The 21849-nt window shown below is 63.0% G+C and carries 22 protein-coding genes; 6 read left to right on the plus strand and 16 right to left on the minus strand.

From position 1 onward, the window contains the following. Nucleotides 1-11 precede the first annotated feature (11 nt). The 12 genes from NAP1_RS12005 to NAP1_RS12060 form a co-directional block, all read right to left on the minus strand. The gene (locus NAP1_RS12005) at nucleotides 12-1532 is read right to left on the minus strand and encodes a peptide chain release factor 3 (protein ID WP_007165574.1); all 1521 of its coding nucleotides are present in this window, start codon (nucleotides 1530-1532) and stop codon (nucleotides 12-14) included. 18 nt (nucleotides 1533-1550) lie between these two features. Then, complete coding sequence (gene pheT, locus NAP1_RS12010) at nucleotides 1551-3950, minus strand: phenylalanine--tRNA ligase subunit beta (RefSeq protein WP_007165575.1); 2400 nt, start codon at nucleotides 3948-3950, stop codon at nucleotides 1551-1553. Then, on the minus strand, nucleotides 3947-5047 hold the full coding sequence (pheS, locus tag NAP1_RS12015; protein ID WP_007165576.1) for a phenylalanine--tRNA ligase subunit alpha: 1101 nt from the start codon (nucleotides 5045-5047) through the stop codon (nucleotides 3947-3949). The genes pheT and pheS overlap by 4 nt, the downstream gene beginning before the upstream one ends. A 97-nt stretch (nucleotides 5048-5144) precedes the next feature. Continuing rightward, the gene (locus NAP1_RS12020; RefSeq protein WP_007165577.1) at nucleotides 5145-6041 is read right to left on the minus strand and encodes an AraC family transcriptional regulator; all 897 of its coding nucleotides are present in this window, start codon (nucleotides 6039-6041) and stop codon (nucleotides 5145-5147) included. 152 nt (nucleotides 6042-6193) lie between these two features. Further along, nucleotides 6194-7126, minus strand: coding sequence for an AraC family transcriptional regulator (locus tag NAP1_RS12025; protein WP_156777267.1), 933 nt, complete (start codon nucleotides 7124-7126; stop codon nucleotides 6194-6196). A 186-nt stretch (nucleotides 7127-7312) separates the two neighbouring features. Beyond that, the gene (rplT, locus tag NAP1_RS12030; RefSeq protein ID WP_007165579.1) at nucleotides 7313-7672 is read right to left on the minus strand and encodes a 50S ribosomal protein L20; all 360 of its coding nucleotides are present in this window, start codon (nucleotides 7670-7672) and stop codon (nucleotides 7313-7315) included. 23 nt (nucleotides 7673-7695) lie between these two features. Then, nucleotides 7696-7899, minus strand: a complete 204-nt coding sequence (gene rpmI, locus NAP1_RS12035; RefSeq protein WP_040464994.1) for a 50S ribosomal protein L35 — start codon at nucleotides 7897-7899, stop codon at nucleotides 7696-7698. 373 nt (nucleotides 7900-8272) lie between these two features. Beyond that, entirely contained in the window at nucleotides 8273-8707 is a 435-nt protein-coding gene (locus NAP1_RS16030) for a gamma-glutamylcyclotransferase (RefSeq protein ID WP_007165581.1), read from the minus strand. Continuing rightward, entirely contained in the window at nucleotides 8704-9636 is a 933-nt protein-coding gene (locus NAP1_RS12045; RefSeq protein WP_040464450.1) for an oxidoreductase, read from the minus strand. The genes NAP1_RS16030 and NAP1_RS12045 overlap by 4 nt, the downstream gene beginning before the upstream one ends. A 28-nt stretch (nucleotides 9637-9664) precedes the next feature. Continuing rightward, nucleotides 9665-10435 carry a histidinol-phosphatase gene (gene hisN, locus NAP1_RS12050; RefSeq protein WP_007165583.1) on the minus strand — a complete coding sequence of 257 codons (771 nt, stop codon included), beginning with the start codon at nucleotides 10433-10435 and terminating at the stop codon, nucleotides 9665-9667. 10 nt (nucleotides 10436-10445) lie between these two features. Then, nucleotides 10446-10805 (minus strand): hypothetical protein, encoded by a 360-nt coding sequence (locus tag NAP1_RS12055; RefSeq protein ID WP_007165584.1) that lies wholly within the window; start codon nucleotides 10803-10805, stop codon nucleotides 10446-10448. Nucleotides 10806-10917: 112 nt separating this feature from the next. Next, nucleotides 10918-11853: a ribose-phosphate pyrophosphokinase gene (locus tag NAP1_RS12060; protein ID WP_007165586.1), complete on the minus strand. Its 936-nt coding sequence runs from the start codon at nucleotides 11851-11853 to the stop codon at nucleotides 10918-10920. A 181-nt stretch (nucleotides 11854-12034) separates the two neighbouring features. On the opposite strand from NAP1_RS12060, the gene NAP1_RS12065 reads away from it, so the two are divergent. Beyond that, the gene (locus tag NAP1_RS12065; RefSeq protein WP_007165587.1) at nucleotides 12035-13321 is read left to right on the plus strand and encodes a patatin-like phospholipase family protein; all 1287 of its coding nucleotides are present in this window, start codon (nucleotides 12035-12037) and stop codon (nucleotides 13319-13321) included. Here the strand turns inward: NAP1_RS12065 and NAP1_RS12070 are convergent. Then, nucleotides 13318-14196, minus strand: a complete 879-nt coding sequence (locus NAP1_RS12070; protein ID WP_007165588.1) for a PD40 domain-containing protein — start codon at nucleotides 14194-14196, stop codon at nucleotides 13318-13320. The genes NAP1_RS12065 and NAP1_RS12070 overlap by 4 nt on opposite strands. A gap of 267 nt (nucleotides 14197-14463) precedes the next feature. Continuing rightward, a complete protein-coding gene (gene glpX / locus NAP1_RS12075) occupies nucleotides 14464-15504 on the minus strand; it encodes a class II fructose-bisphosphatase (protein ID WP_007165589.1) in 1041 nt (346 codons plus the stop codon). Between glpX and NAP1_RS16590 the strand changes: the two genes are divergently transcribed. Further along, nucleotides 15503-16231: a hypothetical protein gene (locus NAP1_RS16590; RefSeq protein ID WP_007165590.1), complete on the plus strand. Its 729-nt coding sequence runs from the start codon at nucleotides 15503-15505 to the stop codon at nucleotides 16229-16231. The genes glpX and NAP1_RS16590 overlap by 2 nt on opposite strands. After that, a complete protein-coding gene (locus tag NAP1_RS12085) occupies nucleotides 16228-16872 on the plus strand; it encodes a hypothetical protein (RefSeq protein WP_007165591.1) in 645 nt (214 codons plus the stop codon). The genes NAP1_RS16590 and NAP1_RS12085 overlap by 4 nt, the downstream gene beginning before the upstream one ends. On the opposite strand, the gene NAP1_RS12090 is transcribed toward NAP1_RS12085, so the two are convergent. Together NAP1_RS12090 and NAP1_RS12095 are read right to left on the minus strand one after the other, a co-directional pair. Further along, entirely contained in the window at nucleotides 16856-18181 is a 1326-nt protein-coding gene (locus NAP1_RS12090; RefSeq protein WP_007165592.1) for a homoserine dehydrogenase, read from the minus strand. The genes NAP1_RS12085 and NAP1_RS12090 overlap by 17 nt on opposite strands. A gap of 120 nt (nucleotides 18182-18301) precedes the next feature. Next, nucleotides 18302-19141 (minus strand): hypothetical protein, encoded by an 840-nt coding sequence (locus NAP1_RS12095; protein ID WP_007165593.1) that lies wholly within the window; start codon nucleotides 19139-19141, stop codon nucleotides 18302-18304. Nucleotides 19142-19626: 485 nt separating this feature from the next. Between NAP1_RS12095 and NAP1_RS12100 the strand changes: the two genes are divergently transcribed. From NAP1_RS12100 to NAP1_RS12110, 3 genes are all read left to right on the plus strand, one after another. After that, nucleotides 19627-20295: an energy transducer TonB gene (locus NAP1_RS12100; RefSeq protein ID WP_040464452.1), complete on the plus strand. Its 669-nt coding sequence runs from the start codon at nucleotides 19627-19629 to the stop codon at nucleotides 20293-20295. Between the two features lie 72 nt (nucleotides 20296-20367). Next, nucleotides 20368-21165: a MotA/TolQ/ExbB proton channel family protein gene (locus tag NAP1_RS12105; protein ID WP_007165595.1), complete on the plus strand. Its 798-nt coding sequence runs from the start codon at nucleotides 20368-20370 to the stop codon at nucleotides 21163-21165. Nucleotides 21166-21296: 131 nt separating this feature from the next. Next, nucleotides 21297-21833, plus strand: coding sequence for a biopolymer transporter ExbD (locus NAP1_RS12110; RefSeq protein WP_007165596.1), 537 nt, complete (start codon nucleotides 21297-21299; stop codon nucleotides 21831-21833). Nucleotides 21834-21849: the final 16 nt, after the last annotated feature.

Consider the following 21849-nt stretch of genomic DNA (forward strand, 5'->3'; position numbering starts at 1 on the left):
CTCCCGCAACCTCACCTTTCCTTGGTCGCGCTAAACGTAAGCTCGGGGTTCTTCTCGACCTGGTAGTTCACGTCCCACGGGCTCTTGGCCATGAAGACGAGATCGCCATCCCGGTCGCGCGCGAGGTTGGCGCGGTTGAAGCTTTCGAACTCGGCAAGCGCCTTTGCATCGCCCTTGATCCAGCGCGCGGTCGCGAAGGGTGAGGCTTCGAGTGCGGCCTCGACCTTGTATTCCGCCGACAGCCGCGAGATGAGCACGTCAAGCTGAAGCTGTCCGACCACGCCGACAATGTGCTGTGCGCCGATCTCGGGATAGAACACCTGGATCACCCCTTCTTCGGACAAATCATCGAGCGCCTTGCGAAGCTGCTTGGTCTTGGTCGGGTCCTTCAGTTGCACACGGCGCAGGATTTCCGGCGCGAAGTTGGGCAGGCCAGTAAAGCGAAGTTCGTTCTTTTCCGACAGCGTATCGCCCACGCGCAGCGTGCCGTGGTTCGGAATGCCGATGATGTCGCCCGCTTCTGCCGTATCCGCAATCTCGCGGTCCTGCGCAAAGAACAGGATCGGCGAGTGGATCGCAATCGGTTTGCCGAGACCTGACGGCGTCAGCTTCATCCCGCGTTTGAAGGTGCCCGACACCTGCCGCATGAAAGCGATGCGGTCGCGGTGGTTGGGATCCATATTGGCCTGCACCTTGAAGATGAAGCCGGTGACCTCGCCGTGGTCAGGCGCGATCTGCTCCTCGCCCGCAGGTTGCGGCCGCGGCGGGGGCGCTACCCGCGCGATGGCTTCGATCAGTTCGGTCACACCGAAATTCTTGAGGGCCGATCCGAAATAGACAGGCGTCAGGTCGCCGCTACGATAGGCTTCGAGGTCGAATTCGGGATAGCCGACCTGTGCAAGCTCGGCCTCCTCTGCGAATTCCTCGGGTATCTCGGGGTTGGCATCGCGCTTGCCCAAGAATTCCTTTGAGGGCCCCTCCGGGCGGCTGACTTCGCCTGTTTCGAAGTCGAGAATGCCTTCAAACCGCCCGCCCATGCCGATCGGCCAGCCTTGCGGGCTGACGTCGAGCGCGAGCATGTCGGCGACTTCATCGAGGGTCTCGAACGGATCGCGGCCTTCGCGGTCGACCTTGTTGACGAAGGTGATGATCGGGACGTTCCGCAGGCGGCAGACCTCAAACAGCTTGCGCGTCTGCGGCTCGATACCCTTGGCCGCGTCGATCACCATGACCGCCGAGTCCACCGCAGTCAGCGTGCGGTAGGTGTCTTCGGAGAAGTCCTCGTGCCCCGGCGTGTCGAGCAGGTTGAAGGTCACGCCGTCACGCTCGAAGGTCATCACGCTGGACGTCACAGAGATACCGCGTTGCTGCTCGATCTTCATCCAGTCCGAGCGCGCCCGCCGTGCAGCCCCGCGCGCCTTGACCTCGCCCGCGAGGTGGATTGCTCCGCCTTGCAGCAGCAGCTTTTCGGTCAGCGTCGTTTTACCCGCGTCTGGGTGCGAGATGATCGCGAAGGTTCTTCTGTTCGACATGACAATCTGGCCTGCGGATCAGCCGCGCAGTTCCGCTCCCAGCTTGGCCGCAGCAGCGACCACATTGTCCGCAATCGCTTTGAGGTCCTTGTCTTTGTAGCTCTTGTCCTGCGGCTGCAGCGTGACCTCGATCGCGAGCGATTTCTTGCCTTCGGGCACGCCTTCGCCGGTGAAGAGGTCGAAGACGCGCGCGGCGGTGATGTTCGTCTTGTCGCTGCCGCGAACTGCCTTGAGCAGGTCTTCTGCTGCAAGGTCGGCGGGCACGAGAAAGGCGAAGTCGCGGGTCACGGCCTGCAGCGCGGGCGGCGTGAAGCCCGGACGTGCGAAGCTGACCGGCCCCTTGGGTGCCTTCTTCGCCGGGATCGCATCGAGGAACAGCTCGACCGCTGCGACGGGGCCATCCATGTCGAACGCCTTGAGCGTTGCGGGATGGAGCATGCCGAAGCGCGCAAGCACGTTCTTGGGACCAAGGCGCACGGTTGCCGACTGTCCCGGGTGGAACTGGTCGCCAGCCTCACCCATCACCATCAGCTTATCCGCAGGTGCGCCTGCCGCCTCGAGCAGCGAGAGCGCGGCGGCCTTCGCGTCGTAGGCATCGTACATCGCGGCCTTGCCACTTGCCCAGCCGCGCTGGACCTTCTCACCCGTCAGCACCACGCCAAGCGTCGCGCGCTCGTCGCTCATGCCATTCTTGCCGCGGAAGTAGCGGCGGCCGAGTTCGAACAGGCGCGAGGCGCCCGCGCCGCGATCGGCATTACGCTTGGCGGCGATCAGCAGGCCCGGAATGAGCGAGGGGCGCATGACCTTCATGTCCTCGCTGATCGGGTTGTCGAGCTTCCACAGATCGTCGGTCGCGGTGAAGTGCGCGGCGGCATCTTCGGGCAGGAACGACCAGGTCACTGCCTCGTCCAGCCCGCTTCCGGCAGCGGCGCGGCGAAGCTTGCGCTCCATCTGCTGCTGCGGCGTAGCAGTCGGACGAGCCACGCCGTCCATGCGAGGGAGTGCAACGCTTTCGACCTTGTCGAGGCCATGGATGCGCACGACTTCTTCGACGAGGTCAGCGGGCCCTTCGATGTCGTGACGGCGCAGCGGGCAGGTGACGTTCCAGTTGGAATCGACCGTGAAGTCGAGGCTTTCAAGGGTACGGCGTTGCTCATCGGCTGGTACATCGACGCCGCCGAGTTTGGCGGTGAGGTCGGTGTCGAACAGCACGACTTTCGGAGCCATTGGTGGGACGCCGGCCTGCACGGCTTCGCTCGCGCTTCCGCCTGCAAGTTCGACGATCAGGCCGGTCAAAAGGTCGAGACCGTCTTCGAGGAATGCGGGATCGACCCCGCGCTCGAACCGGGTGCGCGCGTCGGAGGCCAGGCCCAGCTTGCGACCCGTGACGCCAATACGCGGCGGGTCGAAGTAAGCGATCTCGAGCAGAACGTCGGTCGTCTCGTCCTGAACGCCCGAATTCTCGCCGCCCATGATGCCTGCGATGTCGTGGACTTCGTTGTCGTCCGCGATCACGACCATGCTCTCATCGAGCGTGTAGGTCTTCTCGTTCAGCGCCAGCACCTGCTCGCCGTCCTTCGCGCGGCGGGCGACGACTGCGCCCGACAATTTGGCGAGGTCGTAAACGTGCGCCGGACGCCCGAACGCGAGCATCAGATAGTTGGTGAGGTCAACCAGCAGCGAGATCGGACGCTGGCCCGCGCTCTTCAGCCGCTGCTGCAGCCAATCAGGCGACGGACCGTTTGTCACTCCCTTGATCACGCGGCCATAAAAGGCTGGGCAGCCTTCGGGGTCGTCAGTGCGGATTTCGACCGGGCAATCGCCCGAGGCTGCGAATTCGGGAAAGGCGATCGGCTTCAGCGTGCCGAGGCCAGCTGCCGCAAGGTCGCGGGCAATGCCGTAGACACCCATGCAGTCGGGGCGATTCGGCGTAATTGCGACGTCAATGATCGGCGAGGAGCCCTGATAGTCAGCAAAGCTGTGCGCGACGCTCGCATCCTCGGGCAGTTCAATGATGCCATCATGCTCATCACCCAGCTCAAGCTCGCGCACAGAGCACATCATACCGTTCGATTCGACCCCTCGGATCGCGCTCTTCCTGAGCTCCATGCCATTGGCGGGCACGACCGCGCCGGGCAGACCCAGAACGCCTTTCATACCAGCACGCGCATTCGGAGCGCCGCACACGACCTGCAACGGATCGCCTTCGCCAGTATCGACGGTGAGCACCTGAAGCTTGTCCGCATCGGGATGCTTCTCTGCCGTCAGGACCTTGGCGACCTTGAAGCCGGCAAGCGTTTCGGACGGGTCTTCAACGCCTTCGACCTCAAGCCCGATCGCGTTCAGCGTATCGGTGATTTCCTGAAGCGAAGCCTCGGTTTCGAGGTGGTCTTTCAGCCATGTGATCGAGAACTTCATGGCCGCGCTCCTACACCTGCGGAGAGGGTTGGCTGATCGTAGGGCGAGAAGCCATAATGCTGCAGCCAGCGCGGATCGCCATCGAAGAAGGCGCGCAAGTCGTTCATCCCGTATTTGAGCATGGCGATACGGTCGATGCCGAGACCGAAGGCAAAGCCCTGGTACTCGTCCGCATCGACGCCCGCCATTTCCAGCACGCGGCGGTTCACCATCCCGCTGCCGCCCAGCTCCATCCAGTCATGGCCCTCATCATCGCCGTGACCGCCGACCACGCGGCGGTTGCCCTCGTTCGAGTAGCCGACATCGACTTCGACCGAAGGCTCGGTGAAGGGGAAGTAGGAGGGGCGCAGGCGAAGGGTGATGTCCTCGCGCTCGAAGAAGGCCTTGAAGAAGGTCTCCAGCGTCCATTTGAGGTGGCCCAGATGAATGCCTTTGTCGACGACGAGGCCCTCGACCTGGTGGAACATCGGCGTGTGCGTCGCGTCGCTGTCAGAGCGATAGACTCGGCCCGGCGCGATGATGCGGATGGGCGCGCCTTGCTCCTTCATCGAGCGGATCTGCACCGGTGACGTGTGCGTGCGCAGCAGCATCTCGCCACCATCCGCCGACTTGTCCGGGAAGTAGAACGTGTCGTGCATCGCGCGCGCCGGGTGGCTCTCATCCATGTTGAGCGCGGTGAAGTTATGCCAATCGTCCTCGATCTCGGGACCGGTCGCGACCTGGAAGCCGAGGTCGGCGAAGATCTCTGCCAGCTCGTCCATCACCTGGCTCACCGGGTGGATCGAGCCCTTGTGAGTGTCTGGCGCGGGAAGCGTCAGGTCGATCGTCTCGCTTGCCAGCTGCGCTTCGAGAGCTTCCGCTTCGAGCGCAGCCTTGCGCGCGTCAATGGCTTCGGCGACTTCGGCGCGCACGGCCTGGATGGCGGGAGCTGCGTCCTTGCGCTCCTCTGGGCTCATCTGGCCGAGCGTCTTGAGAGCAAGGCTTACCCAGCCCTTCTTGCCGAGCGCGGCAACGCGTTGTTCCTCGAGCGCATCGAGCGACGTCGAGGCCGCGATCGCTTCAAGAGCGGTGGTCTTTTGTTGTGTCAGTTCGGTCATTGTCTGGCCTGCTTGGGTGAGCGGGTCCGCTAGCGCCTATTGGCTCCAGTTGCAAAGCGCTTGTTGCAGGTGCGAGCGAGCCAGGCGCGGGTGTGGCTTACGAACCCTTGTTGCGCGGGTCGTGCAAGCCCTGCACCGCCTCGCCCGCAATCGCCATGCGCGCCCGGGCAGCAGCGACCAGCAGCGGCTTCTCCAGCCTTGAATAGGCGGTCGGGCTCATGCCCATGAAGCGCTTGAAATCGCGCACGAAATGCGCCTGGTCGTGATACTGGTAGTCGAGCGTCGAAAGCCATCTGAGCGAAGGATCGAGCATGAACTGGGCAAGACTGCGCAGGAACCGCTGGCGGCGCAGCAGCAGTTTGGGCGTGAAGCCGAAGGCGCGCTTCGACAGCCGTTCAAGCGAGCGCACGTTCATCGCCACCCGGTCGGCGAGATCGGCGACCTTCGAAAGCTCTGGATCGACCAGCTGCGCATTGATGCGCTGAATCGCCTGCGCCGATGCATTCTCGGTGGGGGCAATCTGCGCCATGTGCGCTTCGATCAGGCGCAGTTCGGATGCAAAGTCGCCAGTGCTTGCGGCCAGAGCGCGGGCAAGCGGCTGGAACGCCGCAAAGGCGTTGTCGGCATTCCCGTCAGCGGTGCGATCAGCGTAATCGCTCGCGGGAGCGTCCACGAAGTTGGCCCAGCCCAGCGGCATCAGGCCAATCCCCCAGCTTCTTCCGGTGCCGATGCGAAAGCGGGCCGCCTTGCTGGTCGGGCCGGTAGCCGAGAATGCGGGCGAGGCTTCAAGCGGCGCATCGCCGATCGCGCTCTGTGCCCAGCCCTCGTCCATGAAGCGCAGATTGGCCCATTCGGGATGCAGGTAATCTTCGAGCACCGGCTCTTTGGGCGAAGCGGCAACTTCGGTGCAGTAATAGGTCGTCACATAAGGGCGCAGCTCTTCAGCAGGCAGCGCGAAGCGGATCGTGATCGCATTACCCAACTCGTTCCGCATTTACGGTGTGCGAACCCCCAACTGCCCGTTTTGTGGTCCCGTTGGCCCCGCTTAAGGCCGCCTGAGACTTCACCCCATTACCTGTGAAGAGCTGTTACGTAGCGACGCCTTGCCCGGTAGGAAACCGCAAACTGCACGGATCGTCGTGCGAGTTAGGTCCCCTCACCTTGTTTGGGTTCATCGAGCGTCTGCGCTGCGCTTCCCCAGACGCGGGCCCTGGCTTCCATGAAAGAGGTCAGCACCGGCTTGTCGAGCGCCGCATACTGGCTCGGCGTCATCGTCATGAACTCGGTGAACTCGCGCGTGAACTGCGCTTGGTCGTGATAGTCGCCGTCCATAGCTTCGGTCCACCGTACACTGCTACCCTGCCCGCGATGGAGCATGAAACTGGTGAGGCTGCGCATGAAGCGCTGGCGACGCATCAGCAGCTTGGGTGCGAAGCCAAAGTAGCGGTGGCAAACCCGTTCGAGGGTGCGAATGCTCATCCCGCAGGCGTCGGCAAGGTCGCCCACCGCGAAATGCTCTCCGCTGACAAGGGCTGCATGGACGCGCACGATCTTGGCCTCATCGCGCGAGGGCCGCATCAGCCTGCCCATGACCTCGATGATGTGAGCGTATTGCTCTTCAAGCGTCGCATCGGGATCGCACAGCACGCCTGACAGCTCATCGAACTTGCGAAAGGCCCGGTGCCGGGTTCCTTCAAAGACCGTGTTGGCAAGGTCGTAGGCTTCCGCATCGACGAAACGCGCCCAGCCCATCGGGAGAAAGCCGATCCCCCACATGCGCGTCGTGCCGACTGTGAAGTGACAGGGCAGCGAGCTTGGGCCGGTGGTGTTGAACCGAGCCCCCTCAAGCGAGGTGTTTCCGATCTGCGATTTCGGCAGTGAGCCGCTGAAGAACCGGATATTGCCCCATTCGGGCTGCAGGTAGTCTTCGACCGTGCCGCCATCGGCCACGTCGAGTTCAAGGTGGTAGAACGTGGTGAAGCACCCGTCGAACTCGCTCGTCGGTGCGAAGAACTGGCTGCGGACAGAGTGCCGGGGGCCCGTCAGCCCGGCTGCGGGGGCGATTGCCCCGGTTCGCATGTCCTGTTCAATCCCCATGAGTTGAAGTCTGCGCCAATTGACGAACTTCTACAAGCGTTCTGGCGCATTGCTACAAGAGCGCGGTGCATAAGACGCGGGCGCCGAACGCCTGCTTCCAACGCAAAAGGGCCCCGGTGCATCACCTGCACCGGGGCCCTTTTTGGGGTGTCAGCAGATCAATGCTGCTTAGGCGGGAAGTGCTTTCTTCGCCTGAGCGATGATCGTCTTGAACGCCGCTTCTTCGTTCATGGCGAGGTCGGCCATGACCTTGCGGTCGAGCTCGATCCCGGCAAGCTTCACGCCGTGCATGAACTGCGAGTAGGTCAGGCCTTCAGCGCGGACCGCCGCGTTGATGCGCTGGATCCACAGAGCGCGGAAGTTGCGCTTCTTGATGCGGCGATCGCGGTAGGCGTACTGGCCGGCCTTTTCGACGGCCTGACGAGCGATGCGGATGGTGTTCTTGCGACGACCGCGATAGCCCTTGGCTTGATCGAGCAGACGCTTGTGCTTGGCGCGCGTGGTAACGCCGCGTTTGATGCGAGGCATATCAGTTTCTCCTTAGATCGCGATCAGTCGAGCCCGTAAGGGGCCCATTTCTTCACCGTCTTCGTGTCGTGTTCGGACAGGACAGTGGTGCCGCGGTTCTGGCGGATGTACTTCGCATTGTGGCTGATCAGTCGGTGGCGCTTACCAGCAACACCGTGCTTGACCTTGCCGTTGGCGGTGATCTTGAAGCGTTTCTTCACACCGCTCTTGGTCTTAAGCTTGGGCATTTTCATCTCCTTTGATCAGAGACACGTCAAACCAGCCCTGGCAGCCCTTTCAGCCAGGCCGGTCGCTTGATTCGTGTCGTTGAAGACGCGCCATTTAGCGTTTTGGCGCAGGATTGCAAGCGTTGTGAGGGGGTCCTGCAGGCAAGAAGTGGACCGCATGTTACACGGTCCAGGGCCAAAACTACTCACCTGTCACTCTGGTGCTGTGAAACCGTCACCTTAGGGCGAGAACCGTCACCTAGAGTGCCAAAAGTGTCACCTTCGCGCTCATCAAGTGTCACCCCGTTTGTGTAAGCTGAAGGCTGGCCGACGATGGGAAAGAGCGCGAGCGAACATAGCGGCCCGCAGCGCTGTAGGAAAACGCTGCGAACGCTCACCCGCTGAAGGGTTTACGCCCCGTCGTCTCAAGCCACAGTTTGAAATCGCCGCTCACGATCACTTCGGCACCTTCGGGCAGCTCGGCGGTCCAGACATATGTGTCGGCGTGTGTCTCGCCATATCCGTCCCAGCCATCGACCGGCATCGGCTGGCGAGTGTAGTTGGGCCCTTCGAACGCATCGATTGCCGCGATATCCACCCCGCTTGCATCGTGGATCGTGCCCTGCACAACCGACGAAAGCCGCGCCTGCGTGGGGATGAGTGCAGGATACCAGCCGTTCTCGTCAGGGATCGCGAACAATGAACCATGCACGCTCGCCTTCGCACCAAGGCCCAGACCTTTCAGAAACGGCCAGTCCTGTCCGCCGGGACCAAGCCCGTCCTGCAAAACGCCGTAGAAGAACAGGGTCGCGGGTTGTTCGCTGCTCATATCGAAAAGGTCTCCCCGACAAGTTCCTCGCTCACGCCCCACAGCCGCTTGGCGACGGTTTCGTCGAGAGCGCGCGCCTCCACGTCGCTGTCGCCGACAGGGCCGCGCGCATCGAAAAAGCCGGTGGGGCCATAATAGCCTCCGCTTTCCGCGCGGTCATCTGCTGCTGCGAGAGCCGTGGGCCATGAACCGCGCACCGGCGATTGCGCGAAGACCGCCGAGCTAACGCCATTGACGATGCGCGAGAGCGGGTTTTGCGTCTTGCTGAGGAGCGGCGTCGAGGAATAGCCGGGGTGGCAGGCGACAGACTTCACCTTCGAGCCCGCCGCATCGAGCCTGCGGTGAAGCTCCATCGCAAACAGCAGGTTTGCAAGTTTGGAGCGCAGGTAAGCGCGGCTGCGGTCATAGCCGCGCTCCATCATCAGATTGTCGAAATCGATCCGCCCGAATTTGTGCGCGATGCTGGCGACCGTGACCACACGCCCGCCGCGCCCGTCGACCTGATCCATCATCAGCGCGGTCCAGAGGAAATGGCCAAGGTGATTGGTGCCAAGCTGCAGCTCGAACCCGTCCTTGGTCTTGAACTTGGGCGTCTGCATCACGCCTGCATTGTTGACGAGGCCCCAGATCGCCCCGAACCGGTCCTTCGCCTCGTCCGCCGCTGCGCGGATCGAGGACATGTCGGCAAGGTCCATTCGCAGCAGCTCGCAGCGCCCCTCCCCCTCGTTCACCAGCTTGGCGAGCGCCTGCTTGCCCTTCTCCTCGCTGCGGCACGCGATCACGACATCGCCGTTCTTGCTCGCAAGGATCTTCGCAGCTTCGAAGCCGATCCCGGAATTGCCTCCGGTTATGAGGAAGCGCTTGTCGGTGAGATCGGGAAGTTCGTCGGGGGTCCAGTCGGTGATACCGCTGGTCGTCATATGTGGCATGCGTGTCCTCGAATGGCAGCGGGGCGGATCACCCCATCGCTTCAAGAACGTCCTCAAGCCGTGCTGGGTCCCCAAGTGCGATCACGCGCCCGTCGCTGCCCGCATCGAGCGGGTTGCCCTGCCAGTCGCTCATCGTGCCGCCAGCGCCTTCGACCACGGGGACGAGCGCGGCGAAGTCGTGGATTTTGAGGCCTGCTTCGATCACGACATCGACATGGCCCGATGCGACGAGTCCGTAGTTGTAGCAGTCCCCGCCATAGATGATCTTGCGCTCGGCGACCGCCTTGGCGACGCCCATGAAAGCATCGACATCGTCGCCTGCGAACTGGTGCGGAGTGGTGGTGCCGAGCACCGCGTCGGAGAAGTCCTTGCAGGGGCGAACCTTGGCAGGCTTGCCATTGAAGGTCGTGCCTTCCCCGATCCGCCCGACCCAGCGCTCTTTCGCAATCGGCTGGTCGATGACACCGAGGACGGGCCAGCCGTCCTGAAGGAGTGCGATCAGCGTGCCGAAGATCGGGCGACCGGCGATGAAGCTGGTCGTGCCGTCGATCGGGTCGAGCACCCATTGGCGCCCTGCGCCTTCGTTGCGGGTGCCGTATTCCTCGCCGATAATGCCGTCTTCTGAGCGCTCCGCCTCGATGATCTGGCGCATCGCGGCTTCGGCTGCGCGATCGGCCTCGGTGACGAAGGAGCGGTCCTCCTTACGCTCTTCGGCCCATTCGCCGCGGAACAAGGGACGGATAGCTGCGCCTGCAGCATCGGCGAGGCGGTTGGCGAGTTGGAGATCGGCTGGAGTCATGCGCTCCCCTCTACCTTTCCCGCCAATATTCGAAAGCCTGTTCTTGGTGCAATTTGACATAGGCCTTCGCATCCGCGCCTTCCCAGTCGAGCGGCCATGTGCCTTTCATAGTCTCTGCCAGATGCGAGCGGGCGACGAACCAGCCTTGGCCGGGAAGCCCGTCGGACTGGCGCACTACGAGAACCGCAAGGTCAGGCTCCCCCGCCACGCGTCCGTCCTGATCGATCGAGTCGAGCACCTTGCACAGCGCACGCATCTTGGGCCGCGTGAAGCGGTAGCCGAGCAGGCGGAGCATCTGCGAATAGGTCAGCGCGTTTCCTGCGCGGGCAGCGCCAATGAGGAGTTCGCGAACTTCGATGGGATCAAACACTATTGTTCTTGCGCACGCCCATCCGGGCGCGCGACTTCCTCGCTCATGCGATCAAAGATCGCGTCGCTGCGGGCGGCCGGTCGGCCTTGCGGTCGCGTTGCGACCGATCCCATCAGTCAAACAGGCTGGAAACGCTGCTCTCGTCCGCAATCCGGCGGATCGCTTCGCCTACCAGTGGGGCCATCGTGAGGATGCGGATCTTCTCGGATGCTTCGGCCGCTTCGGTCGGGCGGATCGAATCGGAGATCACCAGTTCCTTCAGCTGCGACCCGTCGATGCGCGCCACCGCGCCGCCCGAAAGGACACCGTGGGTGATGTAGGCGGCAACCGACTTCGCTCCGCCCTCAAGCAGCGCGTCGGCTGCGTTGCACAGCGTCCCGCCCGAATCGACGATGTCGTCGATCATGATGCAGTGCCGCCCCTCGACGTCGCCGATGATGTTCATGACCTCGCTCTCGCCGGGACGGTCGCGGCGCTTGTCGACGATGGCGAGCGGAGCGTTGTCGAGCCGCTTGGCAAGCGCACGGGCGCGCACCACGCCGCCGACGTCGGGCGACACCACCATCAGGTCCTGGTCGCCATAACGCGCCTGAATATCGGCGGCCATGACGGGCGCTGCGTAGAGGTTATCGGTCGGGATATCGAAGAAGCCCTGGATCTGCCCTGCGTGCAGGTCCACCGCGAGCACGCGGTCTGCGCCAGCTTCGGTGATGAGGTTGGCCACGAGCTTTGCCGAGATCGGCGTGCGCGGGCCGGGCTTCCGGTCCTGCCGGGCATAGCCGAAATAAGGAATCACCGCGGTAATCCGCTTGGCCGACGCGCGCCGTAGCGCGTCGATGCAGATCAGCAATTCCATGAGATTGTCGTTCGCCGGATAGCCGGTCGGCTGGACGAGGAAGACGTCTTCGCCGCGCACGTTTTCATGGATTTCGACGAAGATCTCTTCGTCGGCAAACCGGCGAACGCTCGCATCGGTCAGCGGGATTTCGAGATAGGCCGCAATCGCGCGCGCAAGCGGCAGGTTCGAGTTGCCCGACATGATTTTCATGAATGCGAATCCCCGACGAGGTGTGCTGCTGTCCCGCCACGCCTAGCCAAGCGTCATGCAATTGCAACACATGCGTCCGCGTTGTCGTCAGATTGCCCTAATGCGTGTTTGCCGCGCTCCTGTTTGCATCCGCGCTTTTTTGGTGTCAGTCCAAGGGCGTTACGCAAATGGGGGTCGTTTCATGAAGTCTTTTTGGGTCGCATTCCTCGCGCTGATTTTCCTCGGCGCATGCTCGCACACGCCGAAGTTCACGCCGCAAGACAAGCTGTGCAATATAACGCGCTATTCGCTCGAGACATCCTTGCCGGGCGAACGGCCCCTCAGCAGTGTCATCGCAGAAAATCCCGGAAACATGCTGCTCCTGTCGGGCGGCAGCCAGAACGGGGCGTTCGGGGTCGGCTTTCTCGATGGCTGGCACAAGAGCGGCACGATGCCGAATTTCAGGCTCGTCACCGGAATAAGCACCGGAGCGCTGCAATCGACCGGCGCTTTCATCGGGCGGCCGGAGATTTCCGTAAACGGCTACACGATTGATGATGAGGGCCGCCTGCTCGTCACCTATGTCGATGGCTCGGATGTCGATGACGGGTTCAGCCCCAAGGCGATCTACAAACTGCTGACCAAAGGTGCGATCTCGGACCTCATCCCGCTGCGCGATCGGCTGGACGAGATCATGACCGACGAGGTCCTGAGAGAGGTGGCGGACCGTTACCGCGATCCCGATAACCGCTCCTACCTGCTCGCCGGCGCGACCGATGTCGACCTCGGCGTCGCCGTAGCATTCGACATGACCAAGATCGCGTTCGACTATGCGGAGGCCAAAACCAAGGCCGATCGCGATCGTCACAAGGACTGCTACATCGAAGCGCTCGTCGCCTCATCGATTGTCCCGCCGGGCGCGCGCCCGTCCTTCATCGACAACCGCATGTATATTGACGGCGGCGTGCGCTACGCCGTCTTCGACGACCGCTTCAGCGAAGTGTTGCGCCCTTCTCCTGTGAATGTGCCTGTCCGCACGGGGGACCGCCACGCGCTTTACCTGATCCTCAACGCGTCGGGGGATTCGCGCGAAGAGTGTCAGAAGGTCAATCCAGACGACTGCACGCCCGAGCGGGCCTTGTTCGGCCAGCGCAAGGACTGGGAGGTGCTGGACCTTGCTGTGCGCACGCTTGAATTGTTCGAAAACCAGATCAGGCGGCTTTCGGTTGACCGCGCCCGCGAGCGCGCTCGCAACCAGAACCTGCCGTTCTTCTTTGCGCGCATCCGCAATCAGGATCTGAGCGATCCGCATCGCCGCTATTCGATCCCCGATTTCGAAGATCAGGGCCCCAAGACCTGCGAGGAATGGCGCAGCATCGACGATGCACAGGACGACCCGGTCGAATTTCACCGCCGCTTCATGCGCTGCCTGATCGAGTATGGACGTGATCGTGCCAGAGAGGCCGAGTGGGACGAGCAGCCGCGCTAGCGTTCAGCCGACGCTTCGGAGTGCTCGGCAATCATCTCGTCGATGATGGTTGTCGACACCCACCGAATGTCCTCATTGCTTGTGAAAAGCAGCGCCGATCCGTCGAGCGTTACCAGCGGGCACAGCTCATGGCCCGGCGTGTTTACCCGCTCATCGAATGCGATCGGATAGGACCAGCCGCCCTCTCCGTCGGGCAGGGATAGGTAGAGATCGCCCCGCCCCAGCCCCCGGCGGCGGCTTGAGGCGAAGATCAGGTAGCGACCTTCCGGGTCGATATAAGGATCTCCTTCATAGGCGCGGGTGTTGACGGGCGATGGAAGGCGGGTGGCCTCGCTATCGCTCGCACCCTCAAGACTGGCCGAATAGATATCGTAACCGCCCTCGTCATTGGCGCGATCGGATGACCAGTAGGCCTCGCCTGCACGCGTGATCGAGACGAAGTAGTCATTGCCCGGCCCATTGATGGGCGCATCGAGCAGGACCGGGTCCGCCCAATCGCCAGCCTCGTCGCGGGTCAGGTAGCCGATATCTGCATCGCCGCGCACCCGCGTAATGAAATAGAGCCGCGCCTCGTCCTCGCTGAGATAGGGGTCCTGCGCGGTGTATTCGGGCGTGCCGAGAATATGCTGAGGCCCCGTCCACTCGCCGTCTTCCCAGCGCCACGCCTCCATCGACTGCCACTCGCCATGCTCGATCCCGATAGTGATCGTGCGCCGGTCGCGCGACATGGTCGAGCAGAACTCGTAGCGACCCTCTTGCGAGACCGTTCCAACGCCCAGCACTTCGGGCTCGGTGGGCGGGATGGGAGCATCGCCGGAAGCGGCGCCCTGCGCGCTCGCCGCCGTGAGGATAACCGGTCCAAAAAGCCAAAGCATGCTTGCCCCCTTGTTCAAAGGTCAGCCTGCGCGTTTTGGCTGGGTCAGCAATGGTTTAGCGGCGAGCCGCCCCTCAACTCCGGTGCGGAGTGATGCGGTGCTCGCCCTTGATCCAGCGCACGTGATTTGCTGCGGGTGCGAGGGCCGTTGCGATAGCTTATTGCCTTGGCTCAACTCCGGTGCGGAGTGATGCGGTGCTCGCCCTTGATCCAGCGCACGTGATTTGCTGCGGGTGCGAGGACTGTTGCGATTGCATATTGCCTTGGCTCAACTCCGGTGCGGAGTGATGCGGTGCTCGCCCTTGATCCACCTTACCGTGCCTGAGGATGCGCGCATCACGACGCTTTCGGTGGTCATGATCGTTGCGCCCGTTGACTTGCGGCGCTTCTTCACGCCGTCCAGCAGTGAGCCGTCGGTCACGCCGGTGGCTGCAAAGATGCAATCGCCTTTCGCAAGATCGTCGAGCTTGTAGATGCGACCCAGGTCCTCGATGCCCCACTTCTTCGCGCGCGCCTTTTCATCGTCGTTGCGGAAGACGAGGCGGCCATTGAACTGTCCGCCGACACAGCGAAGCGCGGCAGCGGCCAACACGCCTTCGGGTGCTCCGCCCTGACCCATATACATGTCGATCCCGGTGTCCTGATCGGTCACGGCGATCACGCCTGCAACGTCGCCATCGCCGATCAGGTAAACGCCGCAACCGAGCGCGCGTAGCTCTGCGATGAGGTCGGCATGGCGCGGGCGGTCGAGGACGCAGACATTGATCGCGCTTGGCTCGACGCCCTTGGCTGCCGCAACTGCTTGCACGTTCTCGGTCGGAGACTTCGCAAGGTCGATCACGTCGGCAGGAAGGCCGGGGCCAACCGCGAGCTTGTCCATGTAGACGTCGGGCGCATTGAGAAGGTCGCCCTTCTCCGCTGCTGCCAGAACGGCAAGCGCGTTGGGGCCAGCCTTGGCGGTGATAGTGGTGCCTTCGAGCGGGTCGAGCGCGATGTCGATCTTCGGAGCCTTGCCGCCATCTGCGCCCATGCCGACCTTCTCGCCGATATAGAGCATCGGCGCTTCGTCGCGTTCGCCTTCGCCGATTACGACGGTGCCATCCATGTAAAGCGTGTCGAAAGCGCGGCGCATCGCTTCTACCGCAGCGGCATCAGCGGCCTTCTCGTCCCCGCGTCCGATCAGCTGCGCTGCGGCGACCGCAGCGGCCTCGGTCACGCGAACCATCTCCAGGACCAAAACACGGTCGATCGCGTTTGAATCTTCAGGCTCTTTTGCCGCCAGCACATCTGTGTCAGTAGGGGTGTTCATGCGAAATTCAGTCCTCTTGCGCCTTGTCATCGGCTCAGCTTCGAAACGCAATGCGCTTAGACAGGAGGAGCCGCATTTGTCGAGCAATGCCGCCCGCCTTCCCCGAAAATCGACCCTTTTCGGGGTTGCAGCAGGATTGGGCATCGCGCTTGCCGCTCCTGTGGCCGCGCAGAATGACCAACCGGTGACACAGGAAGCCGAAACTGAGCCCGAGGCTGATGCCGAAGACGCCGCGCCCGATAGCGCCGCGACCCCGCGCCGCGCGCCCCGCCCGCTTCGGCTAGACCTGTCGGTGACGGTCCCGCGCGAGGAATCGGACCGCCTCCTTGAAGAAGACTGCGAGGAAGAGGCCGATGCAGGCCGGATCGCGGGCGAGATCGTGGTGTGCCGCCAGCTTGGCGAGGCCACCGATGGTTCGTGGAACAAGGAAGAATGGGAACAACGCTACGCCCAGCGCACGCAGGGTGAGCAACCCGTCAATGTCGCGGGCGGCGGCATCTTCAGCGGACCTGCAACGGTCAGCGGGTTGTGCGTCATTCCGCCCTGCCCGCCCGAAGCGGCGCTCATGATCGATGTCGAGGCCCTGCCCGAAGCGCCCGAAGGTTCGGACGCTGACCGGATCGCGCGCGGCCTTCCGCCGCTTGGCCGCGATCCTGACCCCACGCCTGAAGAAATCGCGGCACGCCGCCGCGCGCTCGGCCTCGAAGCGCCGCCGGTTCCCGAGTGAGGCATGTCCGGTTCAGCCTTCTAGCTGGACTGGGCCTGGCCTACCTTGGCGCCTATCCCGTTGTCGCACAGGAACGGGTGCCGATCCCTCTCGATGACGAGACGCTGAGCGAGCCGCGTGCCCCGCCGCAGCGGATCGACCTCACGCCTCAGTCCGTCGCCGCGCCTGCTCCATCGGAAGCCGATGTCAGTGAGTGCGAGGAAGAGGTGGATGCGAGCGCAATCTCAGGCGACATCATCGTGTGCCGCCAGCGCGGGGATGATCCGGGCAACTGGTATTCAGGCTCGGCAGAGGCCTGGGCCGACCGTTATGCGCGCAAGAGCGCCTATATCAACGACCCGCAGGCGCCTGACGTCGACAACACGCAGCATCCCTTCGCCGGTTCAGGCGTGACGATTGTTTTCACCGGCTGCTTCATTCCGCCCTGCCCCGGCCCGCATCCGGTGATGGTCGATATTGAGGCATTACCTGCGCCGCCCGCAGGCAGCGATGCCGAACGCATCGCCCGCGGGCTCGATCCGATTGGCGAGGATGGCGAGCCTTCCGAAGAGGCGCGCGCAATGCTGGAACGGGAGCTGGGCCTTCCACCCTCGCGCTATGAACCGTCGCGCGACGAGGGCGACGCTAGGCCGGCAGGATAGGCAGAACCAGCGGCTCGCCGGTCAGGCTTTCCGATCCTTCGAGCAGCGCGAGCGCCTCGGTGACGTTCGCTTCAGGCCCTTCATGCGTGACCATCGCGACCAGCACTTCGCCGCCGCCATGCTCGCGCCCCTGCTGGATCAGGCTCTCGATCGAGACATCGGCGTCGCGCATCGCGGCTGTGATCTCTGCGAGCACGCCAGGGCGGTCCTTGACGGTGAAGCGCAGATAGGTTCGCTCTGTGCGGTGGCCGGGCTGTGCGGGGCCGAGCGCCTGCAGCTGATCGACTGGCATCGAGAATGGTGCGCCCACTTCAGAGCGCGCAATGTCGATAAGGTCGGCAACCACCGCGCTCGCAGTCGGTCCATCGCCGGCGCCCGCGCCCTGAAACAGCAGGCGGCCTGAAAAATTGCCTTCTGCGACAACCGCATTGGTGGGCCCATCGACCGAGCTCAAGGGGTGGCCCTTGGCGACAAGGCACGGGCGCACGCGCTGTAGCAGCTTGGGCGTACCGTCTTCGTCCTGCACATCGGCCTCTGCGATCAGGCGGATGACGAAGCCGAGCGCATCGGCCTGCGCAATATCGGCAGCGCGCACCTGGACGATGCCGGTGGTGGCGACGCTGGCGAAATCAACCTTTGCGCCAAACCCGATCGCTGCAAGAATTGCGAGCTTGTGGGCGGCGTCGATCCCCTCGATATCGAAGGTCGGGTCGGCCTCGGCATAACCCAGCGCCTGCGCTTCGGAGAGCGTTTCGGCGAAATCCGCGCCGGTCTCTTCCATCTCGGACAAGATGTAATTGCAGGTCCCGTTGAGGATGCCGTAGACCTTGGTGAGCGCGTTGGCGCTGGTGCCTTCGCGAAGGCCTTTCACCACCGGAATCCCGCCGGCTACAGCTGCTTCGAATTTGAGCGGCGCGCCCGCAGCTTCGGCAGCCTCGGCAAGCTCAAGCCCATGATGCGCGACCATCGCCTTGTTCGCGGTGACCAGCCCCTTGCCGCCTTTGAGCGCCGCGCGCGACAAGGCGAGCGCGGGCCCGTCCGATCCGCCGACAAGCTCGACCACCACATCGACATCATCGCGCGCGCCAAGCGCCGTCATGTCATCTTCCCAGGCATAGGAGCCGGTTTCTACGCCGCGATCCTTGTGCCGTTCGCGCGCGCTCACCGCGACGACTTCGATCGCACGGCCAGCGCGTGCGGCGATCAGGTCGCGGTTGGTGCCGAGCAGCCGGATGACCCCGACGCCAACCGTGCCGAGCCCGGCGATGGCGATGCGCAGAGGCGATGAAGTGGACGCGTTGGTAGCCAAGCGCAGGTTCCTTTGGGCCGGAAGTTTCGTTGTGCGATGCAATATAAGCGGGATGCAGCGCTGGCAATCAGCGCCTCATGCGTCAAGCGGCAAATCGAATCCCCGCTTTAAGAGCGAGGTTCAGGTGGCCTCGGTAATCGCCCGCGCACACGGGCCCAGTTCCTGCATCACGAAGGCGTAATCCGCCTCGGCCAGCCGGCGCTCTTCAGGATCGCGCGCAAGGTTTGCAGCCGAAGGCAGGCGCTGTGGCAGCGCGCAGGCCATGCGATACCAGCGCAGAGTGCGCGGCTGGGGCGCGCGGGCGCTCGAATCGATGATCTCGCCCCAGGAAACGCCCCAGGCCGGGCGCTGACCCGGACGGCGCAGGACCGTGATCGACACCGGCGAGCGGCTGTCGGTCGACAAGAAGATCTGCGTCTCCGATTCTCCGGCAAGCGTCCCACGCACCGCAAGCGCATCGCGAATGCCGGTAATTAGCGGCGGGCGATCGTTAGCTACGAGCGAAGTCAGGATCGGACGCAAACGCGCCTCAAGCTCGGGCGAATAATCGAGCTGCGCATTCTTTCCGGTGAGCTGGATCGAGCCGGGACGGCCCGGAACCGCATCGGCGAACAGCAGCATGACCTTGTCCTTGAGCTTTTCCGGCTTGCCGCGCTCATTCAAGGGGACGTCCACGAGATAGACCAGAGATTCGCCCAGCGGGCTGGTTCCGGCAAGCAGGGCCTGCGTGCGCGCTTCTATATAAAGACGCGCGAATCCGGGGGCGAGACCGGGCGCGCGCTCAGGCTCCACTTCGATCTGCCGGCGAATCTCGGCGCGGATGACAAGATCGCTCCGCTCGGCCAGATCGACGAGGTCGGCATAGGTCGCCGCTTCGGCAGCGGTGACCGGAGATGGGACAGTTTGCTGTGCAGATGCCGGTGCTGAGCCCAGCGCAATCGCTGTTGCAGCGAGCGGCATCAAAAGCAACCTGCGGAATTCATTGGTTAAAATCGCGTTAACGCGCCGTCTCATGGTCAAATCCTGTTTCGCGGCATCACATTTTTTCGGGCTAGACCACATTGGACGCAGCCGCCAGTGAATCACCGCTGAACCGTAAATTCGTTTGATTGCATAGGTGTTGACCGTTAAAGCGCGGGGAGCTTGTATCGAGGTTGGGGACAAGATCGATGCAAACTCGGCTGCGTTGTGGTGCCTTTTGGAACGGGCGCTGCACGCGGATGGTTGGAGCAGGATTCCTTACGAGCGCTCACTGGGTTGACGAGCGTCGCGGGCAGATTCTGGGAACCGACCGAGATTTAAGATTCTGGGATTCGCATCCTGGGTCGATCTCGTCGCAGGCCCTTCGCACGCTTTGCGAATCGGTTGCGGCGAGGATTAGGCCCGGTGTGCGAGAATTGTGTCGGGCCCCCGCCCGACGGAAATAACGGAGAGAAAGCGACTGGATGGCCTACGCTGACCAACAAATGGGTGGAAGTAAGGTAACTTCCATCATCATTGTGGCGTTGATCCATGTGCTGATCGGGTACCTGCTCATTTCCGGCCTTGCCATCTCGGCAGTGCAGGAAGTGGTTGAGCGCGTTACCACGGTCGACATTGAGGAGCCCGAGCCCCCTGAGGAGCCCGAGGAACCACCGCCCGAGCAGCCCCCGCAGGAAACGGCCCCGCCGCCTCCGGTTGCTCCGCCGCCGCCGATTAACATCGCGCCGGCACCGCCACCGATTCAAACGCAGCCGACGATTCCGCCGCCTGCACCACCGGCTCTTACGATTCCGCCGCCTGCACCAGTTGCACCGCCGCCGCCCCCGCCGCCTTCGCTGGCGCGTGGAGCGACGACCCGCAACGAACGTCGCTGGGCTCAGCGGATCCAGGAAAACTATCCTTCGCGCGCTCTGCGTGAAGAGATTGAGGGAACCGTGGGCGTTCGCGTCACCGTCACTGCTGACGGCCGCGCAGCCAATTGCCAGGTCACCGGTTCGAGCGGGTCGAGCATCCTTGATGATGCAGCCTGCCGCGGGATGGAACGCTATGCGCGCTTCAACCCCGCACTCGACGCCGCTGGTAACGAGACCACGGGATCCTATTCCACCCGGATCACCTATCGTTTGAACTGATGAATTTTGAGGCTCCCGGCCCGCTGGAAGGCGCCGGGACCTTCGGGACACTTTTTAAGAGGACTACTCGCAATGAACCTTTATTATCTCGCAGCTGCGGCCGCCGACACGGAAGCGCCCGTCAACGAATTTGGCTTCTGGAAAGCCATGGAAGAAGGCGGCCCCGTCGCCTGGTCGATCCTTGCCGTCATGATCATCATGTCGGTCGGTTCGTTCTACATCCTGTTCACCAAGCTGTTCGAACAGAACAAGGTGATGCGCCAGTACCAGAGCGTTCGTCAGTCGTTCTGGCGCGCATCGTCGCTCAAGGAAGGCGCAACCAAGCTTGAGAAGAACAGCGCATGGCGCCAGCTCGCCGACGACGCGGTGACCGCTCAGGAGCACCACGGCAAGATGGAAGGCGCAGGCCAGGAAGTTCACTTCGTCGAGGAAGAGCTCGCTCACTCGCAGAACACCATCAACCAGTCGCTTTCGGGCGGTCTGTCGTTCCTCGCATCGGTCGGCGCTACCGCACCGTTCATCGGTCTGCTCGGCACCGTGATCGGCATCTACCGCGCACTGATCAACATCGGCATCGAAGGTTCGGCCTCGATCGACAAGGTTGCAGGTCCGGTTGGTGAAGCACTGATCATGACCGCGATCGGCCTGCTCGTCGCTGTGCCTGCTGTGCTTGCGTTTAACTGGCTGCAGTCGCGCAACCGTCGCATCGACGCTCTCATGACCGACTTCTCGAACAGCATCGTCGCCTATATCGGCTCGAACGGTTCGATTAAGCCGGCTGTGACCGCTGCGGCTGCAAAGCCTGCTGCCAAGCCTGCTGCGAAGCCGGCCACCACGGCTGGCGGCGCTTCGGCCTCGATCAAGAAGTAAGAGCGATTGCCGGGGTGGGCGGCGATGTCCGCCCCGGCCCGTCTCTTGCGACGATCTTGGTTCGCAAATGGCATCTTCGCAAAGGTGCCTTGGCAGTAGAAACGCTCTTTTGAGCAGATAAGGAATTCACAATGGCGATTTCGATGGGAGGCGGGGAAACCCCGATGTCCGACATCAACACCACGCCGCTGGTGGACGTGATGTTGGTTCTCCTGATCATCTTCCTCATCGCGGTTCCGGTGGCCATCCAGACGGTTGAGCAGTTGGAAATCCCGGTCTTCGAATCGGTTGAATCGAAAGACAAGGTGGAAAACCTCCAGCTGACCGTGACCACGACCGACGCCGAGGGTCGCACCGCAGGCACGATCCGTTCGGGCTTTACCGGCGCGACGCGCACCGGCGAATGCCGCGTCTACTTCAACAACATCACCCCGATGTCGTCTGAAGAACTCTACGACGCAGCCTTCACCAAGCTCGACAACATCGTGCAGGCTTATCCGGGCGGTGCCGAGGCGATCATCGACGATCCCGACGCCATCCCGCAGGTCCACATCCGTGCCGACTCGAACGCACCGTGGCGCTGTGTTGCGGGCACGATCTATCAGGTCCAGGCCGCTGGCTATCCGACCGTCGGTTTCATTTCGAACCCGGTCGACCCGAACGGCTAAGCCGGTCGGGACACAC

It is taken from the genome of Erythrobacter sp. NAP1, assembly GCF_000152865.1.
Classification (GTDB): domain Bacteria; phylum Pseudomonadota; class Alphaproteobacteria; order Sphingomonadales; family Sphingomonadaceae; genus Erythrobacter.

Bases quoted from the DNA above. Each gene is read 5' to 3' on its own strand.
- NAP1_RS12005 (WP_007165574.1), bottom strand. From the start codon at position 1,532: ATGTCGAACAGAAGAACCTTCGCGATCATCTCGCACCCAGACGCGGGT.
- pheT (WP_007165575.1), bottom strand. From the start codon at position 3,950: ATGAAGTTCTCGATCACATGGCTGAAAGACCACCTCGAAACCGAGGCT.
- pheS (WP_007165576.1), bottom strand. From the start codon at position 5,047: ATGACCGAACTGACACAACAAAAGACCACCGCTCTTGAAGCGATCGCG.
- NAP1_RS12020 (WP_007165577.1), bottom strand. From the start codon at position 6,041: ATGCGGAACGAGTTGGGTAATGCGATCACGATCCGCTTCGCGCTGCCT.
- NAP1_RS12025 (WP_156777267.1), bottom strand. From the start codon at position 7,126: ATGCGAACCGGGGCAATCGCCCCCGCAGCCGGGCTGACGGGCCCCCGG.
- rplT (WP_007165579.1), bottom strand. From the start codon at position 7,672: ATGCCTCGCATCAAACGCGGCGTTACCACGCGCGCCAAGCACAAGCGT.
- rpmI (WP_040464994.1), bottom strand. From the start codon at position 7,899: ATGCCCAAGCTTAAGACCAAGAGCGGTGTGAAGAAACGCTTCAAGATC.
- NAP1_RS16030 (WP_007165581.1), bottom strand. From the start codon at position 8,707: ATGAGCAGCGAACAACCCGCGACCCTGTTCTTCTACGGCGTTTTGCAG.
- NAP1_RS12045 (WP_040464450.1), bottom strand. From the start codon at position 9,636: ATGCCACATATGACGACCAGCGGTATCACCGACTGGACCCCCGACGAA.
- hisN (WP_007165583.1), bottom strand. From the start codon at position 10,435: ATGACTCCAGCCGATCTCCAACTCGCCAACCGCCTCGCCGATGCTGCA.
- NAP1_RS12060 (WP_007165586.1), bottom strand. From the start codon at position 11,853: ATGAAAATCATGTCGGGCAACTCGAACCTGCCGCTTGCGCGCGCGATT.
- NAP1_RS12065 (WP_007165587.1), top strand. From the start codon at position 12,035: ATGAAGTCTTTTTGGGTCGCATTCCTCGCGCTGATTTTCCTCGGCGCA.
- NAP1_RS12070 (WP_007165588.1), bottom strand. From the start codon at position 14,196: ATGCTTTGGCTTTTTGGACCGGTTATCCTCACGGCGGCGAGCGCGCAG.
- NAP1_RS16590 (WP_007165590.1), top strand. From the start codon at position 15,503: ATGCGAAATTCAGTCCTCTTGCGCCTTGTCATCGGCTCAGCTTCGAAA.
- glpX (WP_007165589.1), bottom strand. From the start codon at position 15,504: ATGAACACCCCTACTGACACAGATGTGCTGGCGGCAAAAGAGCCTGAA.
- NAP1_RS12095 (WP_007165593.1), bottom strand. From the start codon at position 19,141: ATGCCGCTCGCTGCAACAGCGATTGCGCTGGGCTCAGCACCGGCATCT.
- NAP1_RS12100 (WP_040464452.1), top strand. From the start codon at position 19,627: ATGGCCTACGCTGACCAACAAATGGGTGGAAGTAAGGTAACTTCCATC.
- NAP1_RS12105 (WP_007165595.1), top strand. From the start codon at position 20,368: ATGAACCTTTATTATCTCGCAGCTGCGGCCGCCGACACGGAAGCGCCC.
- NAP1_RS12110 (WP_007165596.1), top strand. From the start codon at position 21,297: ATGGCGATTTCGATGGGAGGCGGGGAAACCCCGATGTCCGACATCAAC.